This window comes from Arthrobacter sp. TB 23 (assembly GCF_000294595.1).
GTDB lineage: Bacteria > Actinomycetota > Actinomycetes > Actinomycetales > Micrococcaceae > Arthrobacter_D.
On record NZ_ALPM01000063.1, the window covers coordinates 81906 to 100536 of the forward strand.

The window sequence follows — 18631 nt, forward strand, 5'->3', positions numbered from 1 at the left end:
TCGTGTGGTCAGCGCAGACCTGGTTAGTGTGCGTGATCTCCGCGGCTGTACTCGAAGACCCAGCCAACAAGTGCTATCACTACCATGCCAAGGCTGATGTAGAGGATCCAAAAGCCGGCTGCCAGACCCAGGAAACCAGTCGCGGCGGACAGACCGAGCGCCAGGGGCCACCAGCTCCAGGGACTGAAGTGACCCTGTTCGCCGGAGCCCTCGTGGATCTCGGCGTCGAGCCTGTCCTCGGGCCGCATTCCAACCCGGCGGCCGGTGAAGCCCAGGTAGAACCCGATCATTCCTGCCAGACCACCAACGAGCAGAATGCCCAGGAAGCCCACGTATTCATCCCAGCCGGTGAGGTATCCGTAGACAACCCCAACGATGAGGAAGAAGGGCAAACCCCAAAAGAAGAGTCCGGTTTCAACCTTCATGGTTTAGGCGTCCTTCCGGTCGGCTGCGCCAAGAGCCTGGCCGACAGCCGAGCTAGGCGTGTGCTGCTGTTGCAGCTCAGGGTGGTGGAGGTCCAGGGCTGGTCGCTCTGAACGGATCCGGGGCAACGAGGTGAAGTTGTGGCGTGGTGGTGGGCACGAGGTAGCCCACTCGAGTGACGCACCAAAGCCCCACGGGTCATCGACCTCTACCTTCTTGCCGCTGCGCCAGGTGATGTACACATTCCAGAAGAACGGAATCAGTGAAGCACCAAGAACGAAGGACGCGATGGTGGAGAACTGGTTCATCGCAGTGAACCCGTCCTCAGGCAGGTAATCGGCGTACCGGCGAGGCATCCCGATGACGCCAAGCCAGTGCTGGATCAGGAAGGTGCCGTGGAAGCCGAGGAACAGCATCCAGAAGTGGATTTTCCCGAGCCGTTCGTTGAGCATCTTGCCGGTGAATTTTGGCCACCAGAAGTAGAAGCCGGCGAACATTGCGAACACCACGGTTCCGAAGACCACGTAGTGGAAGTGAGCCACCACGAAGTAGGTGTCAGAGACATGGAAGTCGAGCGGGGGTGAGGCGAGGATGATGCCCGTAAGTCCACCGAAGAGGAAGGTCACCAGGAAGCCGAGGCTCCACAGCATGGGCGTCTCGAAGGTGATCGAACCCCGCCACATGGTGCCGATCCAGTTGAAGAACTTCACGCCTGTCGGCACCGCGATCAGCATCGTCATGAAGGCGAAGAACGGCAGCAGGACCGCTCCGGTGACGTACATGTGGTGTGCCCAGACGGTCACTGACAAGGCAGCGATTGCGATGGTGGCGTAAACCAGGCCCTTGTAGCCGAAGATCGGTTTGCGACTGAAGACCGGGAAGATCTCGGAAACGATGCCGAAGAACGGCAGCGCGATGATGTACACCTCGGGGTGACCGAAGAACCAGAACAGGTGCTGCCAGAGGATCGCTCCCCCGTTGTCCGGATCGAAGATGTGGGCACCAAATCGTCTGTCGGCTCCCAGGGCGAAGAGTGCGGCAGCCAGTGGTGGGAAAGCCATCAGCACGAGGATCGCGGTGACCAGCGTGTTCCAGGTGAAGATAGGCATCCGCCACATGGTCATGCCGGGGGCCCGCATGCAGATGATCGTGGTGATGAAGTTGACCGCGCCGAGGATGGTGCCGAACCCGGACAGGGCCAGACCAAAGACCCAGAGGTCACCACCGAGCCCCGGAGAGAACGTGGTGTTCGACAATGGGGCGTAGGCGAACCAGCCAAACGATGCGGCACCCTGTGGGGTGATGAAACCGGAGACGGCGATAGTGCTGCCGAACAGGAAGAACCAGAATGCCAGGGCGTTCAGGCGGGGGAACGCCACATCGGGCGCACCGATCTGGAGCGGCATGATGACGTTGGCGAACCCGGCGAACAGCGGGGTGGCGAACATCAGCAGCATGACGGTGCCGTGCATGGTGAAGAGCTGGTTGTACTGCTCCTTGGTCTGCAGGATCTGCATACCGGGTTCAAACAGTTCGGCGCGGATGACCAGCGCCATCACTCCTGCGAAGCAGAAGAAGATGAAGGAGGCGATCAGGTACATGTACCCGATGGTCTTGTGGTCGGTGGAAGTAATCCAACTGACTACCACGCGTCCCTTGGACCTCGGTACTACCCGCGGCGCTACCAGGGTGCCGGTATCTTCAGCCGTGTATTCGTAGGTGGACATCAGCCGTTACTCCCTGCTGTTTCGGATTCAGTGTCCGGGTAGGAATTGCGATCGTATTCTTCCCCGAGCTGGCCGTCTTCAAGGGTGGCCATGTGCGCGTCGAACTCTTGCTGCGAAACAACCGCAACGTTGAAGAGCATCTCCGAGTGGTACTCACCGCACAGTTCGGCACACTTGCCGTCGAAGGTGCCTTCCCTGGTCGGGGTCAGGGTGATGTAGTTGGTGCGACCAGGAATCATGTCGCGCTTCTGCAGGAACGCCGGCACCCAGAAGGAGTGGATGACGTCGCGGGCGTTGAGCTGTAGCTCGACCGTCTGGTTGACCGGCAGGTACAGGGTCGGGAGGGTTTCGGGGATCCCTTCCTCGCCGGTGAGGTTCGCCTGGACGCCGCTGAAGTACTTGTCCTCATTGACGTAGTTGAAGTCCCAGGACCACTGCTTGCCGCGGACGTCGACGATTACATCAGGGTTGTCGACGCGGGCGTCGATCGCCTGCTGGTCGCGGTCAGTGAAGTAGAAGAACACCAGGACCATGAACAGGGGAATGGTCAAGTAGAACACTTCGAGTGGAAGGTTGTAGCTGACCTGGCGTGGGAATCCGGTCTCATTCCGGCGCCGGCGATAAGCAACGATGCACCAGATGATGAGGCCCCAGGTGATGATGCCGACTATCAGTGCGGCAATCCAGGAATTCACCCACAGATCGATGATTCGGCCGGTGTGGTTGGTGTTGTCGCGCTCGGCGGGCAACCAACCCCTTTGGACTTCAGCTGAACAGCCCGACAGAAACAACGCGCCAATCAGCATAATGCTGGAGATCTTGACGACCCTTGCGCGCCGGGTGCCGGTTCGGTGCTGCGAACTCACAGACGGCCCTTCCTTTTCTTACGTGTCTGCCACCCGTGGCGGCGTTACCCCGTGTGCGCAAAAAGCACACATTTAGTTTTACTACTTACTGTAGAGCTTACCTGTTACCGCCGCCATTGGATGACACAAAGACGGCCTGCCGTGGAACTTTTGGCAGGTCATCTGTGCGTTTGTTTGGGCAGCTGACACGTGCTAGTGGAATGAATCGCCGCACGCGCAGGAACCGCCAGCGTTGGGGTTGTCGATGGTGAAGCCCTGCTTGGAAATGGTGTCTTCGAAATCGATGGAGGCGCCTGCAAGATAGGGAACGCTCATCTTGTCGACGATGACCTCGACGCCGTCGAAGTCCCTGACGGCGTCGCCGTCGAGGGTTCGTTCGTCGAAGTACAGCTGGTAGATCAAACCGGAGCAGCCGCCGGGCTGCACGGCGACGCGCAGGCGCAGGTCGGTGCGGCCCTCCTGTTCGAGGAGGCTGCGTACCTTGTCGGCAGCTACCTCAGATAGCGCCACCTCGTGTGCGGCCAACGCGGCCTCGGTGGTCTCTGTGGTGGTTTCGCTGGTGGAAGTACTCATTACTGGTTTCTCCTCGCTGTGGACACGTGTCGCGGTTTTGCGTCCTACCCAATGGTACGTCGGCAGTCCCGTTCGGGACCAACCCCCGGCTTTTCACAACCCGTCGGTATTGATCCGGGACAGCATGAGGGCCTCGGCCAGGACTGCCTTCTGGAATTCGGCAAGGTGCAGCGATTCGTTGGCACTGTGTGCCCTGGAGTCCGGATCTTCCACCCCAGTGATCAGAATCTGCGCGGAGGGGTAGACCTCGGTGAGATCGGCGATGAACGGGATCGACCCGCCCATACCGGCTTCAACCGCCGGGACCCCCCACGATTCTTCGAGCGCCCAGAGTGCGGTCTTTGCTGCCGGTGCGGTGGTGTCGGCAGCGAAGGCGTTGCCGGTCTCCCCCGCGGTGAACGTGACCCTCGCGCCAAAGGGGGCGTTGCGTTCCACATGGTCCCTCACCGCCGCCATGGCCGACGCCGGGTCCTGGCCGGGGGCGAGTCGCAGGCTGAACTTGGCTCGGGCCCGGGGAAGCAGGGTGTTGGACGAGAGCGCAACCGTTGGTGCGTCGATCCCGATGATGGAGAGTGCGGGTTTGGTCCAGAGCCGCGAAGCGATCGATCCGGTGCCGGCGAGACGAACGCCGTCGAGCACTGACGCATCGGCCCGGTAATCGGCCTCGGGGTAGTCGACCGTCGCGTCGTCACCGCCGGCCAGACCGGCGATCGCGACGTCGCCGGCGTCGTCATGGAAGGTAGCGATCAGACGGGACAGCAGGGTCGGCGCGTCGAGCACCGGTCCACCGAACATTCCCGAATGAACGGCATGTTCCAGGACCTGCACCTCGACGGTCCCATCGACGAGGCCACGCAGGCTCGTGGTCAGCGCCGGAACCCCGACCTTCCAGTTGCTGGAATCTGCCACCACTATGACGTCTGCCTGCAGCAGTTCCCGGTGGGTTTCGAGGAAGGTCCTGAAGGTCGGCGAGCCGGCCTCTTCCTCACCCTCGATGAACAAGGTGACGCCGACGCCGAAGTCCTCCCCCAGCACCTGGTCGAGTGCACGCAGTGCACCCAGGTGCGCCATGATGCCCGCCTTGTCATCGGCGGCTCCCCTGCCGTAGAGCCGGCCGTCGCGTTCGACGGCGGTAAACGGTTCACTGTCCCACAGCTCCGGATCGCCGGGAGGCTGGACGTCGTGGTGGGCATAGAGCAGCACGGTCGGTTTGCCTGGGGCGGCGGGGCGACGCGCCACGACAGCCGGGCCGCCCGGCACCCCGTCAGTGCTGACCCGCAGCACCTGGACGTCGCTGATGCCTGCGGCGCCGATGAGCTCGGCGACGGCGGCGGCGCTGCGATCCAGTTGCGCCGGGTCGAAGGCTTCCCAGGCGATTCCCGGAATGCCCACCAGGCCGACGAGCTGACTGACCGTCTGGTCGAACCCGGCGGCTACTGCCGCCCGGAGTTCCTGTACTGAATAGTCGGTGCTGGACGAAGGCTGTTCGGGAGTCATGCTGTCGACCTTACACAGTGACCGGGACCACGGGTCCGATCAGGCCGGGTATCCTTGGAGGGTGCTTGGACGAAAAAAAGAGGCCCCTGAGGCCCCAGTAGACCAGTTACCCGCAGAGCGCCCAGTAGGCAAGGGAGCGCCGACGCCACGCCGTAGCTCGCAGGAGGCTGCGCGGAAACGGCCGTTGGTGCCTGACGACCGGAAGGCAGCCAGGGCCGCAAGCCGTGATGCGCAGCGGGCAGAGCGGCTCAAAACGCGCCAGGCCCTCGATACCGGCGATGAACGGTACCTACCGTTGCGCGACAAGGGCCCAGCCCGTCGTTACATCAGGGATTTCGTCGATGCCCGCTGGAACCTCGGAGAATTCCTGATGGTTGCCGCCCTGGTGTTTGTGCTCCTGAGCTTTGTGCAGAACCTCCAGGTACAGGCGATCGTGTTGAACGCCTTCTGGATCCTTATCCTCGCCGTCGTGCTGGACTGTTTCCTGTTGCGGCGTTCACTCAAGTCGAAGCTGACCGCCAAGTTCGGCGAGCCTGCCCGCGGTGACCTCTGGTACGGAGTCACCCGTGGGCTGCAGCTCCGCCGGCTGCGGCTGCCCAAGCCGCTGGTGAAGCGCGGCCAGTACCCCGCCTGACTATCTCTAGAAAAATAACCCCGGGGCGCCCAACGGCCCGGGGTTATTTTTTTCGGGGTTATTTTTGCGGGCTCACTGTCTTGGGGTCACTGGTTCGGGGTCACTGCCGTGCCGCGAGCAGGGCTTCCAGGCGCCGGTTGATGTGCCGGGCCCAGAATGGTCCTTCGTAGAGGAACGCGGTGTAGCCCTGCACCAGGGTGGCGCCGGCATCGAGGCGTTCGAGGACGTCCTCCGCTGACTCGACCCCGCCCACCGACACGATCGCCAGGTTCTCACCGGCGGCGGCGCGGAGACGGCGAAGCACCTCGAGCGAACGCTGCTTCAGCGGCGCCCCGCTGAGGCCGCCGACTCCACACTTCATGACGGTCGCGTTGTCGGTCACCAGCCCCGACCGTGTGATGGTGGTGTTCGTCGCGATCACGCCGTCCAGTCCAAGGTCGACGGCCAGGGCCGCGACGTCGTCGATGTCCTGGTCCTCAAGATCGGGCGCAATCTTGACCAGGAGGGGAACCGGCCGCCCGGCGGCCTCATCGGCCGCTGCCCTGACGGCAGTGAGCAGGGGTCGCAGCGATTCGACGTTCTGCAGGAGGCGCAGGCCGGGCGTATTTGGTGAGCTGACGTTGACCACCAGATAGTCGGCGGCGGGCGCCAGCTCGCGGGTACTGACCAGGTAGTCCTCGACGGCGTCGCGGAGATTGACCGACTTCGTCTTCCCGATGTTGACCCCGATCATCGGCCGGTTGGCGACGTACCGCCGTTCGAGTTTGGTGCGTGCCGCCCTCAGCCGCGGGGCAACGGCCGCGGCGCCGTCGTTGTTGAAGCCCATCCGGTTGATCACTGCCCGGTCGGCGACCAGTCTGAACAGCCGCGGGGTCGGGTTGCCCGGTTGCGCCTGCCCGGTGATGGTGCCCACCTCGATGTGCCCGAATCCCAGGCTGGTGAGTGGGGTGATGCCGTGCCCTTCCTTGTCGAATCCGGCGGCCAGACCGAACGGGGAAGGGAAGGTGAGCCCGAAGGCTGAGGTCTGCAGGCCCGGGTGCGGTTTGGTCAGGTGCCGCAGTACCAGGCCGGCCGGCGTACGCTCGGCCACGCGAATCAGCCGGAAACCAATGCGATGGGCCTTTTCGGCGTCCATGCGGGCAAAGACCAGTTGAAAAAGGGCAGGGTAGATTCGCATGATCTAAAACTCCCACGCTGGGGCGGTCAACAACAACTTGCGTTGCATGCACCGACCAGCGAATCTGCTGGACCCGTGGTGAGACGGGCTACAGTTTTCGAATGGGGCTGACATGGAGACCGGATTATCTGGGCGACGGATTCACCGCCGCCGACCTCAAATTGGCTGCTGATGATGAGGGGCCCTGCGTCGCAACACTGGTGACCTACACGCCGCCAGTCACCGCTGAAACTCCCCCGACGCCGGAGACCTCCCCCGGCCTGCAGCACCTGGCCAACTGGTGGTCCCGCTTGACGGCTCGGCTGGCCCCCGTCCCGGAGGCCCCGAGCGTCGCCCCTCCCCCAGTCAGCGCCGTCCTGTACATCCACGGTTGGAGCGACTACTTCCTGCACCGTGGCCTGGCTGCCTTTTGTGCCGACCGCGGCGTTGAGTTCTATGCGCTGGATCTGAAAAAGTACGGGCGTAGTCTCCGTGACGGGCAAACCCCCGGCTATGTGGCGAACCTCGACGAGTATGACGAGGATATTGACGCTGCGCTGCAGGCGATTGAATCCCGGGTCAGGGCGCGCCACGGCGTGGGAACCGACGTGTTGATTCACCTGATGGCCCACTCGACGGGCGGGCTGATCGCTTCCCTGTGGGCCCACCGCAACCCTGGCAGGATCGAGAGCCTGATCCTGAACAGCCCCTGGCTCGATGTGCAGAGCAACCCGATCCTGCGTGGCGCAACCCAGGGCCTGCTGGACCCCATCATCCGGTTCAAGCCGAAAGCGAAGCTGATCTTGCCGGAGTTTGGCTTCTATTGGCGCAGCATCAGCAACGCCGCCGACGGCGAGTGGGAAATCCACCCACAGTGGCGACCCGAGTTCGGCTTCCCGATCCGGGCCGGCTGGGTTGCAGCAGTGTTGGCGGGCCACGCACAGGTGCGGAGGGGCCTGGCCATCGACGTGCCCGTCCTGGTTCTGGCCTCGGCCCGCTCGTCGGTCAGCCCGGTCTGGAATGACTCAATGCTGACCTCGGATAGCGTGCTCGATGTCACCCTGATGACCCAACGGGCGCTCCAGCTCGGCCCCACCGTCACCGTCTGCCGGTTTGAGGGCGCCCTGCACGATGTCCTGCTGTCCCGGGAACCTGTCCGCCGCGAGGTCTACCGATCCCTGGATCGGTGGCTGCGCTGCCAGCAGCAGGCGGGCTGAACCTCTGGCCACTAAGGGGACGCTACCGGGTCGGCCGCGGCGACACTATTTGGTCGCTGGCGACGACTGATCCACGGCGCCCCCGAACCGTCGGTCCCGGCCCGCGTATTCGCCGATGGCTCGCCACAAAACCCGACGGTCGACGTCGGGCCACAGCACGTCCATGAACACCATCTCTGCGTAGGCGGACTGCCACAGCATGAAATTGGAGAACCGTTGCTCCCCGGACGTCCTCAGGAACAAATCCACGTCCGGGAGGTCGGGTTCATCAAGGTACTTTTGGATGGTTTTCTCGGACACGGCCGACGCACGCAGCCTACCGGCCTCCACTTGCTCGGCGATCGCTTTGGCGGCGTCGGCGATTTCGGCGCGGCCACCATAGTTGACGCACATTGTCAGGGTGCAGGTAGTGTTCCCCAGGGTCTGCTGTTCGGCTACTTCGAGTTCCTTGACCACCGACTGCCACAACCGTGGCCGCCTGCCCGACCAGCGAATCCGCACCCCCCACGCGTCGAGTTGATCACGTTGCCGGCGCAGCACATCCCGGCTGAACCCCATCAGGAAACGCACTTCCTCGGGCGACCGTTTCCAGTTCTCGGTGGAGAAGGCGTACACGGACACGTGCTTCACCCCAATCTCGATGGCGCCGGCCATCACATCGAGCAGCGCAGCCTCACCCGCCCGGTGCCCCTCTGTCCGGGGCAACCCGCGCTGGTTGGCCCATCGGCCGTTCCCGTCCATCACAATCGCCACGTGCTTTGGCACGAACTGCGCCGGGATAGCCGGTGCCACCTCGCCCGATGGATGGGGCCATGGCCGGACGGGGCGGGTACCTGGTCGGTCCTGGTTCACTGACGCTCCACTAGTTTGAGAGATTTGACGACGCGTTCGAGGTGCCACTGTAGATAGCTTGCCACCAATCCCGCCGCCTCCCTGCGGGATTGCGGACTGGAGGCATCCGCTGTTCCCCAGTTTCCGGACAGGAGGGCGGCGAGCAGTTCCATGGACTCCGGCGCTGGCGATGCCGCACCGGGTGGCCGGCAGTCGGGGCAGACCCCGCCACCGAGCGGTGCCGAGAACGCGGTATGAGGGCCGGGCGTGCCGCAACGGGCGCAGTCGGTGAAGCTCGGCGCCCACCCCGCGGTGGCAAGTGCCCGCAACAGGTAGGAGTCGAGGATCAGCTCCGGCGCGTGCAGTCCCCTGCTCAGGGCGGACAGGGCCCCCACGATCAGGTTGTACTGCGCACCGGAGGACTCGCCGTCGGCGTCGGTCAGCCGCTCGGCGGTCTCAGCGATCGCCGCAGCGGCGGTGTACCGTCCGTAGTCGGCCGCGATCCCGTGCCCGTAGGCTCCCTTGGTCTGCGCCTGCGTGACGACGTCGAGGTTGCGGCCAGCCACCAGCTGCAGATCGACCGTCATATAGGGTTCCAGCCGGGACCCGAACTTGCTGCTGGTCCGTCGCACGCCTTTGGCTACCGCCCGGACCTGCCCATGGTCGCGGGTCAGGAAGACAATAATCCGGTCGGCTTCGCCCAGCTTGTAGGTGCGCAGCACCACGCCTTCGGCGCGGTAGGTGCGGGAGGCGAAGGACGAAGACACAGACCTATTTTCGCACCCCTTGGGCCGCACGTGTGCATCCGTCGGCGGTGAGCCCCACCCGATGGATGCACACGCGGCGCCACGTGGCTGCTGCAGCTAGCTGGGCTGCTGCTGGTCGCGGATCGCCCGGTTTACGGCAGAAATGACCGCCTTCAGTGCGGCCATGGTGGTGTTGGCATCGATGCCGATACCCCACAGCACGCGTTCCCCGATGGTGCACTCGACATAGGCTGCGGCGCGGGCGTTGCCGCCAGCGGACAGTGCGTGCTCGGTGTAATCGAGCACGCGCACATCCACCCCGTCTTCGCCGAGAATGGCGAGCAGCGCAGCGATCGGGCCGTTCGCCTGGGAGGAGCGTCGCTGCTGGACGCCGTTCACGAGCAGGGAGGCGGTCAGTTTGAAGGAGTCGTCCTCAGCAGTCGCGGTGTTGACGCTGGTGAGTGCGTAGTGGCCCCAGGTGCCCGCTCCTGCGGCGCGACTCGGCAGGTACTCGTCCTGGAACACCTTCCAGAGTTCGGCTCCGCTGATTTCCCCACCGACGGTATCCGTGCGGCGCTGGATGACCCCCGAGAACTCGATCTGCGCGCGGCGGGGCAAATCGAGGCTGTGCTCGTTTTTCAGCAGGTACGCCACGCCACCCTTGCCGGACTGCGAGTTCACCCGGATCACTGCCTCATAGCTGCGCCCGATGTCCTTCGGATCGATGGGCAGGTAGGGGACCGCCCAGGGGATGTCCTGGACTGTTGTTCCAGCCTCGGCGGCGTCGCTCTCCATTCGCTCGAAGCCCTTCTTGATCGCATCCTGGTGTGAGCCGGAGAAGGCTGTGAACACCAGGTCGCCGCCATAGGGTGAGCGTTCGGGGACGGGGAGCTGGTTGCAGTATTCCGCGGTCCGCCTGATGTGATCGATGTCGGAGAAGTCGATCATCGGGTCGATGCCCTGCCCGTAAAGGTTCATGCCGAGGGTGACCAGGTCTACGTTTCCGGTGCGTTCACCATTGCCGAACAGGCATCCCTCGATCCGATCAGCCCCCGCCAGGTAGCCGAGCTCCGCCGCTGCTACCCCGGTGCCACGATCGTTGTGGGGGTGGAGCGACAGGATGATGTTTTCACGGTTGTCCAGGTTCCGGCACATCCACTCGATGGAGTCAGCGTAGACGTTGGGGGTGGCCATTTCGACGGTTGCCGGGAGGTTCAGAATCATCTGGCGGTCGGAACTCGCCTCAAGCACAGCCGCGACCTCGTTGCTGATTCGTGCGGCGAATTCCAGTTCGGTGCCGGTGAAGGACTCGGGAGAGTACTCGTAGGTGACCTCGGTGTTCCGCAGGGTCTCCTCGAACTTCTTACACAGCCGCGCCCCGGTCAGTGCGATGTCGATGATGCCGTCCATGTCCTGGTTGAACACCACCCGGCGCTGCAGCACCGACGTCGAGTTGTAGAGGTGGACGATGGCCCGGTCTGCGCCCTCGATCGACTGGTAGGTGCGCTCGATCAGGTGTTCCCTGGCCTGGGTGAGGACCTGGATGGTGACGTCGTCGGGAATCCGGTCCGTCTCGATCAGCTGGCGGACGAAATCGAAATCGGTCTGTGATGCCGACGGGAATCCGACCTCGATTTCCTTGTAACCCATCTGAACGAGCAGGTCGAACATCTTGTGCTTGCGTTCGGGGCTCATCGGGTCGATGAGGGCCTGGTTGCCGTCCCTCAGGTCAACGGCGCACCAGCGTGGTGCCTGGGTGATGACCTTGTCGGGCCAGGTGCGATCGGGCAGCTGAACCGAGATCTGATCCTGGAAGGGCGTGTATTTATGGAACGGCATTCCGGAGGATTTTTGTGCGTTGCGCATGGGGTGTGGCCTGTTCTGTGGAGGTTCGCGGGGCAGACTCTTCAGCAGTCCATGTGTCGGGACTAAAACCAGATATCTGGGCTGGGGCCGGGCATTACAGACTCCGCAGCGGGGAATCGGCCTTGACCGTGTCGTGTTGACTACCTGGTCGTGATGGCCCCGCCGCGGCAGCTAAGAAGGAGCAGTTCTGCGCGCACAAGCCAACCCTAGCACGGAGCATAGGATGGGCTTCGGACTGATTCGACTCACACCAGTTAGGAAAACCCATGGCATTGGCAGGGACCACAGAGGCGGCAACAGACACCGACGCGAGGGTGCAGGACGACCTGTTCCGGCACGTCAACGGGACCTGGCTGAACTTCACGGAGATTCCTTCGGACCGGCCCCTCGAAGGAGCATTCACCCAGCTGCGGGATGCCGCTGAACTGGCCGTGCGGCAGATCATCGAGGATGCCGCGGCCACAGCTGATCCGGCCGGCGACAACTTCAGGATCAAGGCTCTCTACAGTTCATTCATGGCTGAGGAGCGGATCGAGCAGCTGGGTGTCGCACCGGTGCTTCCGCTCCTCGATCGGATCAACGCCGTAGCGTCGACCGCGGAACTGGTCGCTTTGGACGGTGAGCTCACGCGGTCCGGAATTGCCGGCCTTGCGCTGCCCTATGTCAGTAACGACGCCGGGAACCCCGAGCGCTACCTGCTGCACCTGCACCAGTCCGGCCTCGGAATGCCCGACGAATCGTATTATCGGGAAGAAAAATTCAGTCAGACCCGCGTCGAGTACCTGACCCTGCTCGTCGCCCTGCTCACTGCGGCGGGTGACCCCGAGGCTCAGACTCGCGCGGAGGCAGTCGTCGAACTGGAGACCCGGCTCGCGTCCTCCCACATGGATGCCGTNNNNCCCGCCGCGATCCGCAGGCCACCTACAACCTGCTGACCGGCAACGCACTGGCCGAGCTCGCCCCCTTCAGCAGCTCCTGGCTGGAGCAGCTCACCCGGGGGCGTGAGGGAACCGACGAAGTGGTCATCAATCAGCCGGACTATCTGGCAGCTGTGGACCAGCTGCTGGCGGCCGAGGATCTGAGTGTCTGGAAGAGCTGGCTGACCACTCGGGTGCTGCTGCACGCGGCAGGCTATCTCAGCAGTTCCTTTGTGGACCCGGCTTTCGCCTTCTACGGCACCCACCTCAGTGGCACACCCGAGATCAAGGACCGCTGGAAGCGTGGGGTGGCGCTGGTTGAGGGTGCTGTCGGCGAAGCTGTGGGGCGGGAGTACGTCGCGAGGCATTTCCCACCCACCCACAAGGCCATCATGCTCGACCTGGTCGAAAACCTTCTCGCCGCGTACCGGGTAAGCATTACCTCGCTCGACTGGATGACCGACGAGACGAAGACCCGTGCCCTCGCCAAACTGGACCGGTTCCACACCAAGATCGGTTTCCCGGACCAATGGATCGACTATTCGTCACTGGAGATTGTCGACGGCGACACCTACGGCAACGTTCGCCGCTCCACCGCATTCGAACTGGACCGCCAACTCTCCCGACTGGGTGGTCCGATCGACCGGGGTAACTGGCTGATGACCCCGCAGACCGTGAACGCCTACTACATGCCGACGATGAACGAGATTGTGTTCCCGGCTGCGATCCTGCAGCCACCGTTCTTCGACGTCGACGCCGACCCGGCAGTGAACTACGGGGCAATCGGGGCGGTGATCGGTCACGAGATCGGTCACGGCTTCGACGATAAGGGCTCCCAGTACGACGGCAGCGGGCGCCTCGAAAACTGGTGGAGCGACCAGGACCGTGCTGCCTTCGACTCGCTCACCCAGCGGTTGGTGGACCAGTATAATGCGCTCTGCCCTGCTGAGGCGCCAGGAAGCTCAGTCAACGGCAGCCTCACGCTGGGCGAGAACATCGGGGATCTGGGCGGTCTGTCGATCGGCTACCGCGCCTATCTGCTGAGCCTGGACGGCGCCGAGCCGCCAATCGTGGCTGGGCTGACCGGGGCCCAGCGCTTCTTCTTCTCCTGGGCCAGCTGCTGGCGGCAGAAGATCCGCGCCGAGGAAGCGCTCCGCCGCCTGACCATTGACCCCCACTCCCCCAATGAGTTCCGCTGCAACCAGGTGGTGCGGAACCTTGACCAGTTCCATGACGCCTTCTCGGTCACGGACACCGATGACCTGTGGTTGGACCCGGCTGAGCGGGTCCGGATCTGGTAGCCGCTTTCGGCTGCTCTAGGACTGGCAGGTCACCTGATCGGCGGTCTGGCCCGTCAGGGTTGGCGGGNGTCGGTGTCGACGGTCGAGCCGGCGGTGAAATCGGTGCCAACGCTCAACGCCAGACCCACGGTGGCCGGGCTGGACAGGACCTGCACCTCAGCGAGTCCGAACAGTTCGGCCACAGCCGCGCCGATTGCCTCATAACCCGATCCGACGAAGAGCTGGGTTGCCGGAGTTGCCACGTCCTCGGTGACAACTGCCTGGGTGTAGCCCTCCTCCACGAGAAGGTCCTGGATCTCCTCACCCCGATCGGTCTTTCCCGAGGAGTCGATGATGGTGAACGGAACGGCTGCCGGATCGAAGTCGAGGACCGGCTCGTCGGTCGGCTCGGCGTCGGGCGAGGCGGAAGCATCGGTGGTTCCCGACGGGTCTGACTCCGACGGCTCCGGCTCGGGTTCACCGACGATGCTGCGATCGGCGACCAGCGCCTCGAACAGTTCCTCGGCCGGTTCCGCATCGGGGATCAGCCGGTTCAGGTCAGGCTCGTAGGGCAGCACGGGCATTGTGACGAAGGCTACCTTGGCAAGGTCGACGTCCTTGAGCCGGTCGGCCAACCGCAGCAGATCGGGAATCTGGCTCAGGCCGTCGTCGACCGTCAGGTTCTTGGTGATGGTCTCGGCGATCGCGTACATCCGGGGCAGGTTGGTGAGGGTGCCCTCGTCCTGGATTTTGCGCGCCATCGACGCCATAAACGACTGTTGTGCGCGGATCCTGCCTTCATCCCCACCGTCGCCAAAAGCATGCCGGGTTCGCAGGAAAGCCAGGGCCTGTTCGCCCTCCACCTCGGAGGTGCCGGCGGGAAGGCTCAGCCCGGAGTAGGTATCCTCAACCGCGTTGTTGACACAGACCTCGACCCCACCCAGAGTCGACGAGAGTTCCTTCACCGCGTTGAAATCCGCCATCATAAAGTGGTCGATTTTCAGCCCGGTGAGCTCGTTGATTGCGGCCACCGTGCACCCCGGCCCGCCGTTGCCGAGCGCGCCATTGAGCATCGCGAGGTCCTGCGAGGGGGTCATTGTCCCGGTCTCCGGGTCCAGGCAGGCGGGCAGCGGGACAAGCAGGTCGCGGGGGAAACTGACCATTGTGACATTCTCGCGGTCGGCCGAGAGGTGCATCAGCATCATCACGTCGGAGTTGCCGGTTTCGGTGGTGAATTCGGCTCCGCCGTAGGCAGCGTTTTCGGCGCCCTCACGGGTGTCGGTTCCGAGAATGAGAATCTGGACCGGGTCCCGGTCAAGATTGGCCTTGTCGGTCTCGTTCTGGTCCGTCGAGAGGTTCAGCGGCTGGGTTGCCACATTGCCCTGCAGCCGGAGAAGCTGCACTGAAGCGAACCCGACTCCAGCGACGAGGACGGTTGCCAGGGCGATAGCGATAATCTTCAGGACCCGCGGTGGTGCCTGGTGGCCCAGGTGGCGTCCCACGGGGGCTCCCGCCGAATCCTCAGCGTTCTGGCCAGCATCGGCGCGTCGACGACTCATGCGTTGCAGCCCTTTCGAAGAATTCGGTCGATAGTTGCTGGCGTGCGTGCCAGCTGAGCAAACAGCTCCCAGCCACTAAAAACAACGTGTGTTGCAGCCGGGTAGTGCCCGGTCAGAAGCCCAGGCGCACCAGCTGCTTGGGATCGCGCTGCCAATCCTTGGCAATTTTGACGTGCAAGTCAAGGTAGATCCGGGTGCCCAGCAAAGCTTCGATGCTCTGGCGCGCGTTGGTGCCAACCTCGCGGAGACGCGCGCCGCCCTTCCCGATGATGATCGCCTTCTGGGAGGAACGTTCGACGAACAGGTTCACCCTGACGTCGAGGAGCTGATTGTCGGCGCTGCGACCCTCCCGCGGAACGATTTCGTCCACCACCACGGCGAGCGAATGCGGCATTTCGTCGCGGACACCCTCCAGGGCGGCCTCTCGCACCAGTTCAGCAACCATCACAGCTTCCGGCTCGTCGGTGAGCGCGCCGTCAGGGTACAGAGCTGGTGATTCCGGCATATGCGAAACGAAAACGTCGCCGACCGTTTCGACCTGGAACCCGTCTGCAGCGGACACGGGAACGACATCGGCCCAGCCTTGTTCCCCCAATACTTCCTCGCCGAGGGCGACGACGGCCATCAGCTGGCGGGTCAAGGCCGCCCGGTCCACCAGGTCGGTTTTGGTGACGACGGCGATCAGTGGTTTCCGCTGCAACCGGGAGAGCTGCGAGGTGATGAACTTGTCACCAGGGCCGATTGGCTCGTTGGCCGGGATGCAAAACCCGATGGCATCCACTTCGGCCAGGGTGTCCGCGACGAGGTCGTTCAACCGCTGGCCCAGCAGGGTGCGGGGACGGTGCAGGCCTGGCGTGTCGACGAGGATCAGCTGGGAGTTCTCGCGGTGCACGATTCCCCTGATGGTGTGACGGGTGGTCTGGGGTTTGGACGAGGTGATTGCCACCTTCTGTCCCACCAGCGCGTTCGTCAACGTCGATTTGCCTGCGTTGGGCCGGCCGACCAGGGAAACAAACCCGGCCCGGTGCTTCTGTTCGCTCATGATATTCCGCCGTGTCCTTGAAGTTGTGCGGGATTCCGGTCCCGGCCGTCGTCGTCGAATGCTGGTTCCCGTTTCCACACAATAAGGTGCGAGACCCGGTTGCGGCGCCCCTCGACACGTTCGGCGCGGAGGCCGATACTGCCGACAGTTACCTCGCTGCCCACGATCGGGACCCGGCCCAGTGTCTTGGCGAGCAGTCCACCAACGGTGTCCACCTCGTCGTCTTCCAGATCCACGTTGAAGACTTCGCCCAGGTCATCAATTCCCATCCGTGAGCTGATCCGGTATTCGCCGTTGCCCAGTTGTTCAAGTTCCGGCACCTCCGAGTCATACTCATCGACAATCTCCCCAACGATCTCCTCAATGAGGTCCTCAAGCGTGACCAGCCCTGCCGTTCCACCGTACTCGTCGATGACGATGGCGACGTGGGTCGATTCCCGCTGCAACTCCTGCAGGAAATCGCTGACCGGCTTGGACTCGGGGACGTAGCGCACTCCCCGGCAGATACCGTCGACCAGGTCCTCGTCGCGACCGCCGGGCCCATGCAGTTGGGCCACGACATCCTTGAGGTAGAGGATCCCGATGATGTCGTCAGCACTGTCGCCAATCACCGGGATCCGCGAATAGCCGGAGCGGAGGAAAAGGGACATCGCCTGTTTCAGGGTGGACCCGGTTTCGATGGGAACCATGTCGGTGCGGGGCACCATCACTGCCCGCACCTTGGTGTCACCCAGTTCGAAGACTGAGTGAATCAGTTCCGCTTCGCTGTCCTCGATCATTTCGGCGTCGTTGGCACGGGAGAGCAGTTCGCGGAATTCCTCTTCAGTGAAGAAGGCCGCCTCGGCCCGGGCCGCACCCGGGGTAATGGCACTTCCGAGCGCAACCAGCCACCGCGGGATCGGTCCGAGGATCCCGCACAGGAATCTCACCAGACCCGCGGTCGCTGGAACCACTTTGCTCGCGTGGGTCCGGCCGAGCTGGCGCGGTGAAACGCCAACGAGCACGAATCCGACGGCGGCCATGGTGGCGGTGGCGAGCAGACCGGCAATCCAGACGTTGTTGAGCAGGTCGTGGAAGAGGATTGCGACCGCCACAGCGGCTGCCATCTCGAACCACACCCGCCAGAACCTGAGGGCATGCATGTGGGCGATCGGTGAGGCGAGGATACGCTGCAGCGACCGGCCAGATTTGCCGGCCAGAAGTTCTTCGCCTTCCTGGCGGGGCAGGTAACTGAAGGCGGCCTCGGCTGCGGTTACCAACGCTGCGACCAGAACAAACCCCAAGGCCATGAAGGCCAGCAGCCAAATGATCAACTGATTGTCTCCTCGGGCGCTTTTCCACCCAGATAATCGGCCAGCAGACGGCGTTGCAGACCGAACATTTCAGCCTCGTCCTCGGGTTCGGCGTGGTCGTATCCGAGGAGGTGCAACAGTCCGTGGGTGGTCAGCAGCAGCAGCTCTTCCTGGGTTGAGTGCCCTGCCTTCTCGGCCTGGGTCTGCGCCACCTCGGGGCAGAGGACAACATCACCGAGCACTCCCGCTGGTGTGAGCCGCCCCGCCGTGCCTGGTCGTAGCTCGTCCATGGGGAAGGACAGGACGTCGGTGGGACCCGGTTCGTCCATCCATTCGATATGCAGTTTCTCCATTGCGGTGGTGTCGACCAGGATGATCGAGAGCTCAGCTTCCGGGTGCACGAAGAGACTGTCGAGCAGGAACCGGCCCAGGCGGATCAGGTTTTCCTCGTCCGCCGCTATCCCCGACTCGTTGTTGACCTCGATGCTCATGGTTTGCCTCCAGCCGGTTTGGCCCCGGCATGACCGCGCGGGCCACGGTGATCCCGGGCAGCTGAGGCCCGCTGGTTCTCGTCCCAGACGCTGTAGGCCGTGACGATGTCGCCCACCAGCCGGTGCCTGACGACGTCGGAGGCGTCGAGGGTGCGGAAGCTGACGTCCTGCACACCCTGAAGTATTTCACTGACCACCCGTAGCCCTGAGTTGGTCCCGCCGGGCAGGTCCACCTGGGTGACGTCGCCGGTGACCACCATCTTCGAACCGAACCCCAGGCGGGTGAGGAACATCTTCATCTGCTCTGGGGTGGTGTTTTGGGCCTCGTCCAGGATGATGAACGCATCGTTGAGGGTACGGCCCCGCATGTAGGCGAGAGGTGCCACCTCGATGGTGCCGGCCGCCATCAGTCGAGGGATGCTGTCCGGGTCCATCATGTCGTGCAGCGCATCGTAGAGCGGACGCAGGTACGGGTCGATCTTGTCGCTGAGGGTGCCGGGCAGGAATCCGAGCC

General features: G+C 63.6%; 15 protein-coding genes and 2 pseudogenes (1 of these 17 running past the window's edge). 3 read left to right on the forward strand and 14 right to left on the reverse strand.

Translation table 11 applies throughout. The features are described from left to right. Positions 1-23: 23 nt before the first annotated feature. The 5 genes from B384_RS0108840 to B384_RS0108860 form a co-directional block, all read right to left on the reverse strand. On the reverse strand, positions 24-425 hold the full coding sequence (locus B384_RS0108840; RefSeq protein ID WP_019482756.1) for a cytochrome c oxidase subunit 4: 402 nt from the start codon (positions 423-425) through the stop codon (positions 24-26). 3 nt (positions 426-428) lie between these two features. After that, complete coding sequence (gene ctaD / locus B384_RS0108845) at positions 429-2150, reverse strand: aa3-type cytochrome oxidase subunit I (protein ID WP_019482757.1); 1722 nt, start codon at positions 2148-2150, stop codon at positions 429-431. Continuing rightward, positions 2150-3016 carry an aa3-type cytochrome oxidase subunit II gene (gene ctaC / locus B384_RS0108850; RefSeq protein ID WP_019482758.1) on the reverse strand — a complete coding sequence of 289 codons (867 nt, stop codon included), beginning with the start codon at positions 3014-3016 and terminating at the stop codon, positions 2150-2152. The genes ctaD and ctaC overlap by 1 nt, the downstream gene beginning before the upstream one ends. Positions 3017-3208: 192 nt before the next feature. Then, positions 3209-3589 (reverse strand): HesB/IscA family protein, encoded by a 381-nt coding sequence (locus B384_RS0108855; protein WP_019482759.1) that lies wholly within the window; start codon positions 3587-3589, stop codon positions 3209-3211. A gap of 93 nt (positions 3590-3682) precedes the next feature. Further along, the gene (locus B384_RS0108860; RefSeq protein WP_019482760.1) at positions 3683-5086 is read right to left on the reverse strand and encodes a dipeptidase; all 1404 of its coding nucleotides are present in this window, start codon (positions 5084-5086) and stop codon (positions 3683-3685) included. Between the two features lie 61 nt (positions 5087-5147). Here B384_RS0108860 and B384_RS0108865 point away from each other — a divergent pair, with 61 nt between their 5' ends. Next, the gene (locus B384_RS0108865; protein ID WP_026041073.1) at positions 5148-5720 is read left to right on the forward strand and encodes a DUF3043 domain-containing protein; all 573 of its coding nucleotides are present in this window, start codon (positions 5148-5150) and stop codon (positions 5718-5720) included. Between the two features lie 100 nt (positions 5721-5820). Here B384_RS0108865 and B384_RS0108870 read toward each other — a convergent pair whose 3' ends face one another. After that, positions 5821-6897, reverse strand: coding sequence for a quinone-dependent dihydroorotate dehydrogenase (locus tag B384_RS0108870; RefSeq protein WP_019482762.1), 1077 nt, complete (start codon positions 6895-6897; stop codon positions 5821-5823). Positions 6898-6998: 101 nt separating this feature from the next. Here B384_RS0108870 and B384_RS0108875 point away from each other — a divergent pair, with 101 nt between their 5' ends. Next, positions 6999-8093 carry an alpha/beta hydrolase gene (locus B384_RS0108875; RefSeq protein ID WP_019482763.1) on the forward strand — a complete coding sequence of 365 codons (1095 nt, stop codon included), beginning with the start codon at positions 6999-7001 and terminating at the stop codon, positions 8091-8093. Between the two features lie 45 nt (positions 8094-8138). Here the strand turns inward: B384_RS0108875 and B384_RS0108880 are convergent, their stop codons facing one another. From B384_RS0108880 to leuA, 3 genes are all read right to left on the reverse strand, one after another. Then, positions 8139-8945, reverse strand: coding sequence for an isoprenyl transferase (locus tag B384_RS0108880; protein ID WP_019482764.1), 807 nt, complete (start codon positions 8943-8945; stop codon positions 8139-8141). Then, entirely contained in the window at positions 8942-9691 is a 750-nt protein-coding gene (gene recO / locus B384_RS0108885) for a DNA repair protein RecO (RefSeq protein WP_019482765.1), read from the reverse strand. The genes B384_RS0108880 and recO overlap by 4 nt, the downstream gene beginning before the upstream one ends. Positions 9692-9787: 96 nt before the next feature. Then, complete coding sequence (gene leuA / locus B384_RS0108890) at positions 9788-11536, reverse strand: 2-isopropylmalate synthase (RefSeq protein ID WP_019482766.1); 1749 nt, start codon at positions 11534-11536, stop codon at positions 9788-9790. A gap of 266 nt (positions 11537-11802) precedes the next feature. Between leuA and B384_RS18390 the strand changes: the two are divergent. Beyond that, positions 11803-13754 (forward strand): annotated as a pseudogene (locus B384_RS18390) (M13 family metallopeptidase). Between the two features lie 53 nt (positions 13755-13807). Here B384_RS18390 and B384_RS18395 read toward each other — a convergent pair. From B384_RS18395 to B384_RS18400, 5 genes and pseudogenes are all read right to left on the reverse strand, one after another. Next, complete coding sequence (locus tag B384_RS18395; protein ID WP_019482767.1) at positions 13808-15292, reverse strand: LCP family protein; 1485 nt, start codon at positions 15290-15292, stop codon at positions 13808-13810. Between the two features lie 112 nt (positions 15293-15404). Beyond that, the gene (gene era / locus B384_RS0108905) at positions 15405-16334 is read right to left on the reverse strand and encodes a GTPase Era (RefSeq protein ID WP_019482768.1); all 930 of its coding nucleotides are present in this window, start codon (positions 16332-16334) and stop codon (positions 15405-15407) included. Further along, positions 16331-17623 carry a hemolysin family protein gene (locus B384_RS0108910; RefSeq protein WP_083850896.1) on the reverse strand — a complete coding sequence of 431 codons (1293 nt, stop codon included), beginning with the start codon at positions 17621-17623 and terminating at the stop codon, positions 16331-16333. The genes era and B384_RS0108910 overlap by 4 nt, the downstream gene beginning before the upstream one ends. 20 nt (positions 17624-17643) lie before the next feature. Continuing rightward, positions 17644-18117, reverse strand: coding sequence for an rRNA maturation RNase YbeY (ybeY, locus tag B384_RS0108915; RefSeq protein ID WP_019482770.1), 474 nt, complete (start codon positions 18115-18117; stop codon positions 17644-17646). Further along, positions 18114-18631, reverse strand: a pseudogene (locus B384_RS18400) (PhoH family protein) (it continues 551 nt past the right edge of the window). Before B384_RS18400 ends, ybeY begins: the two are co-directional and overlap by 4 nt.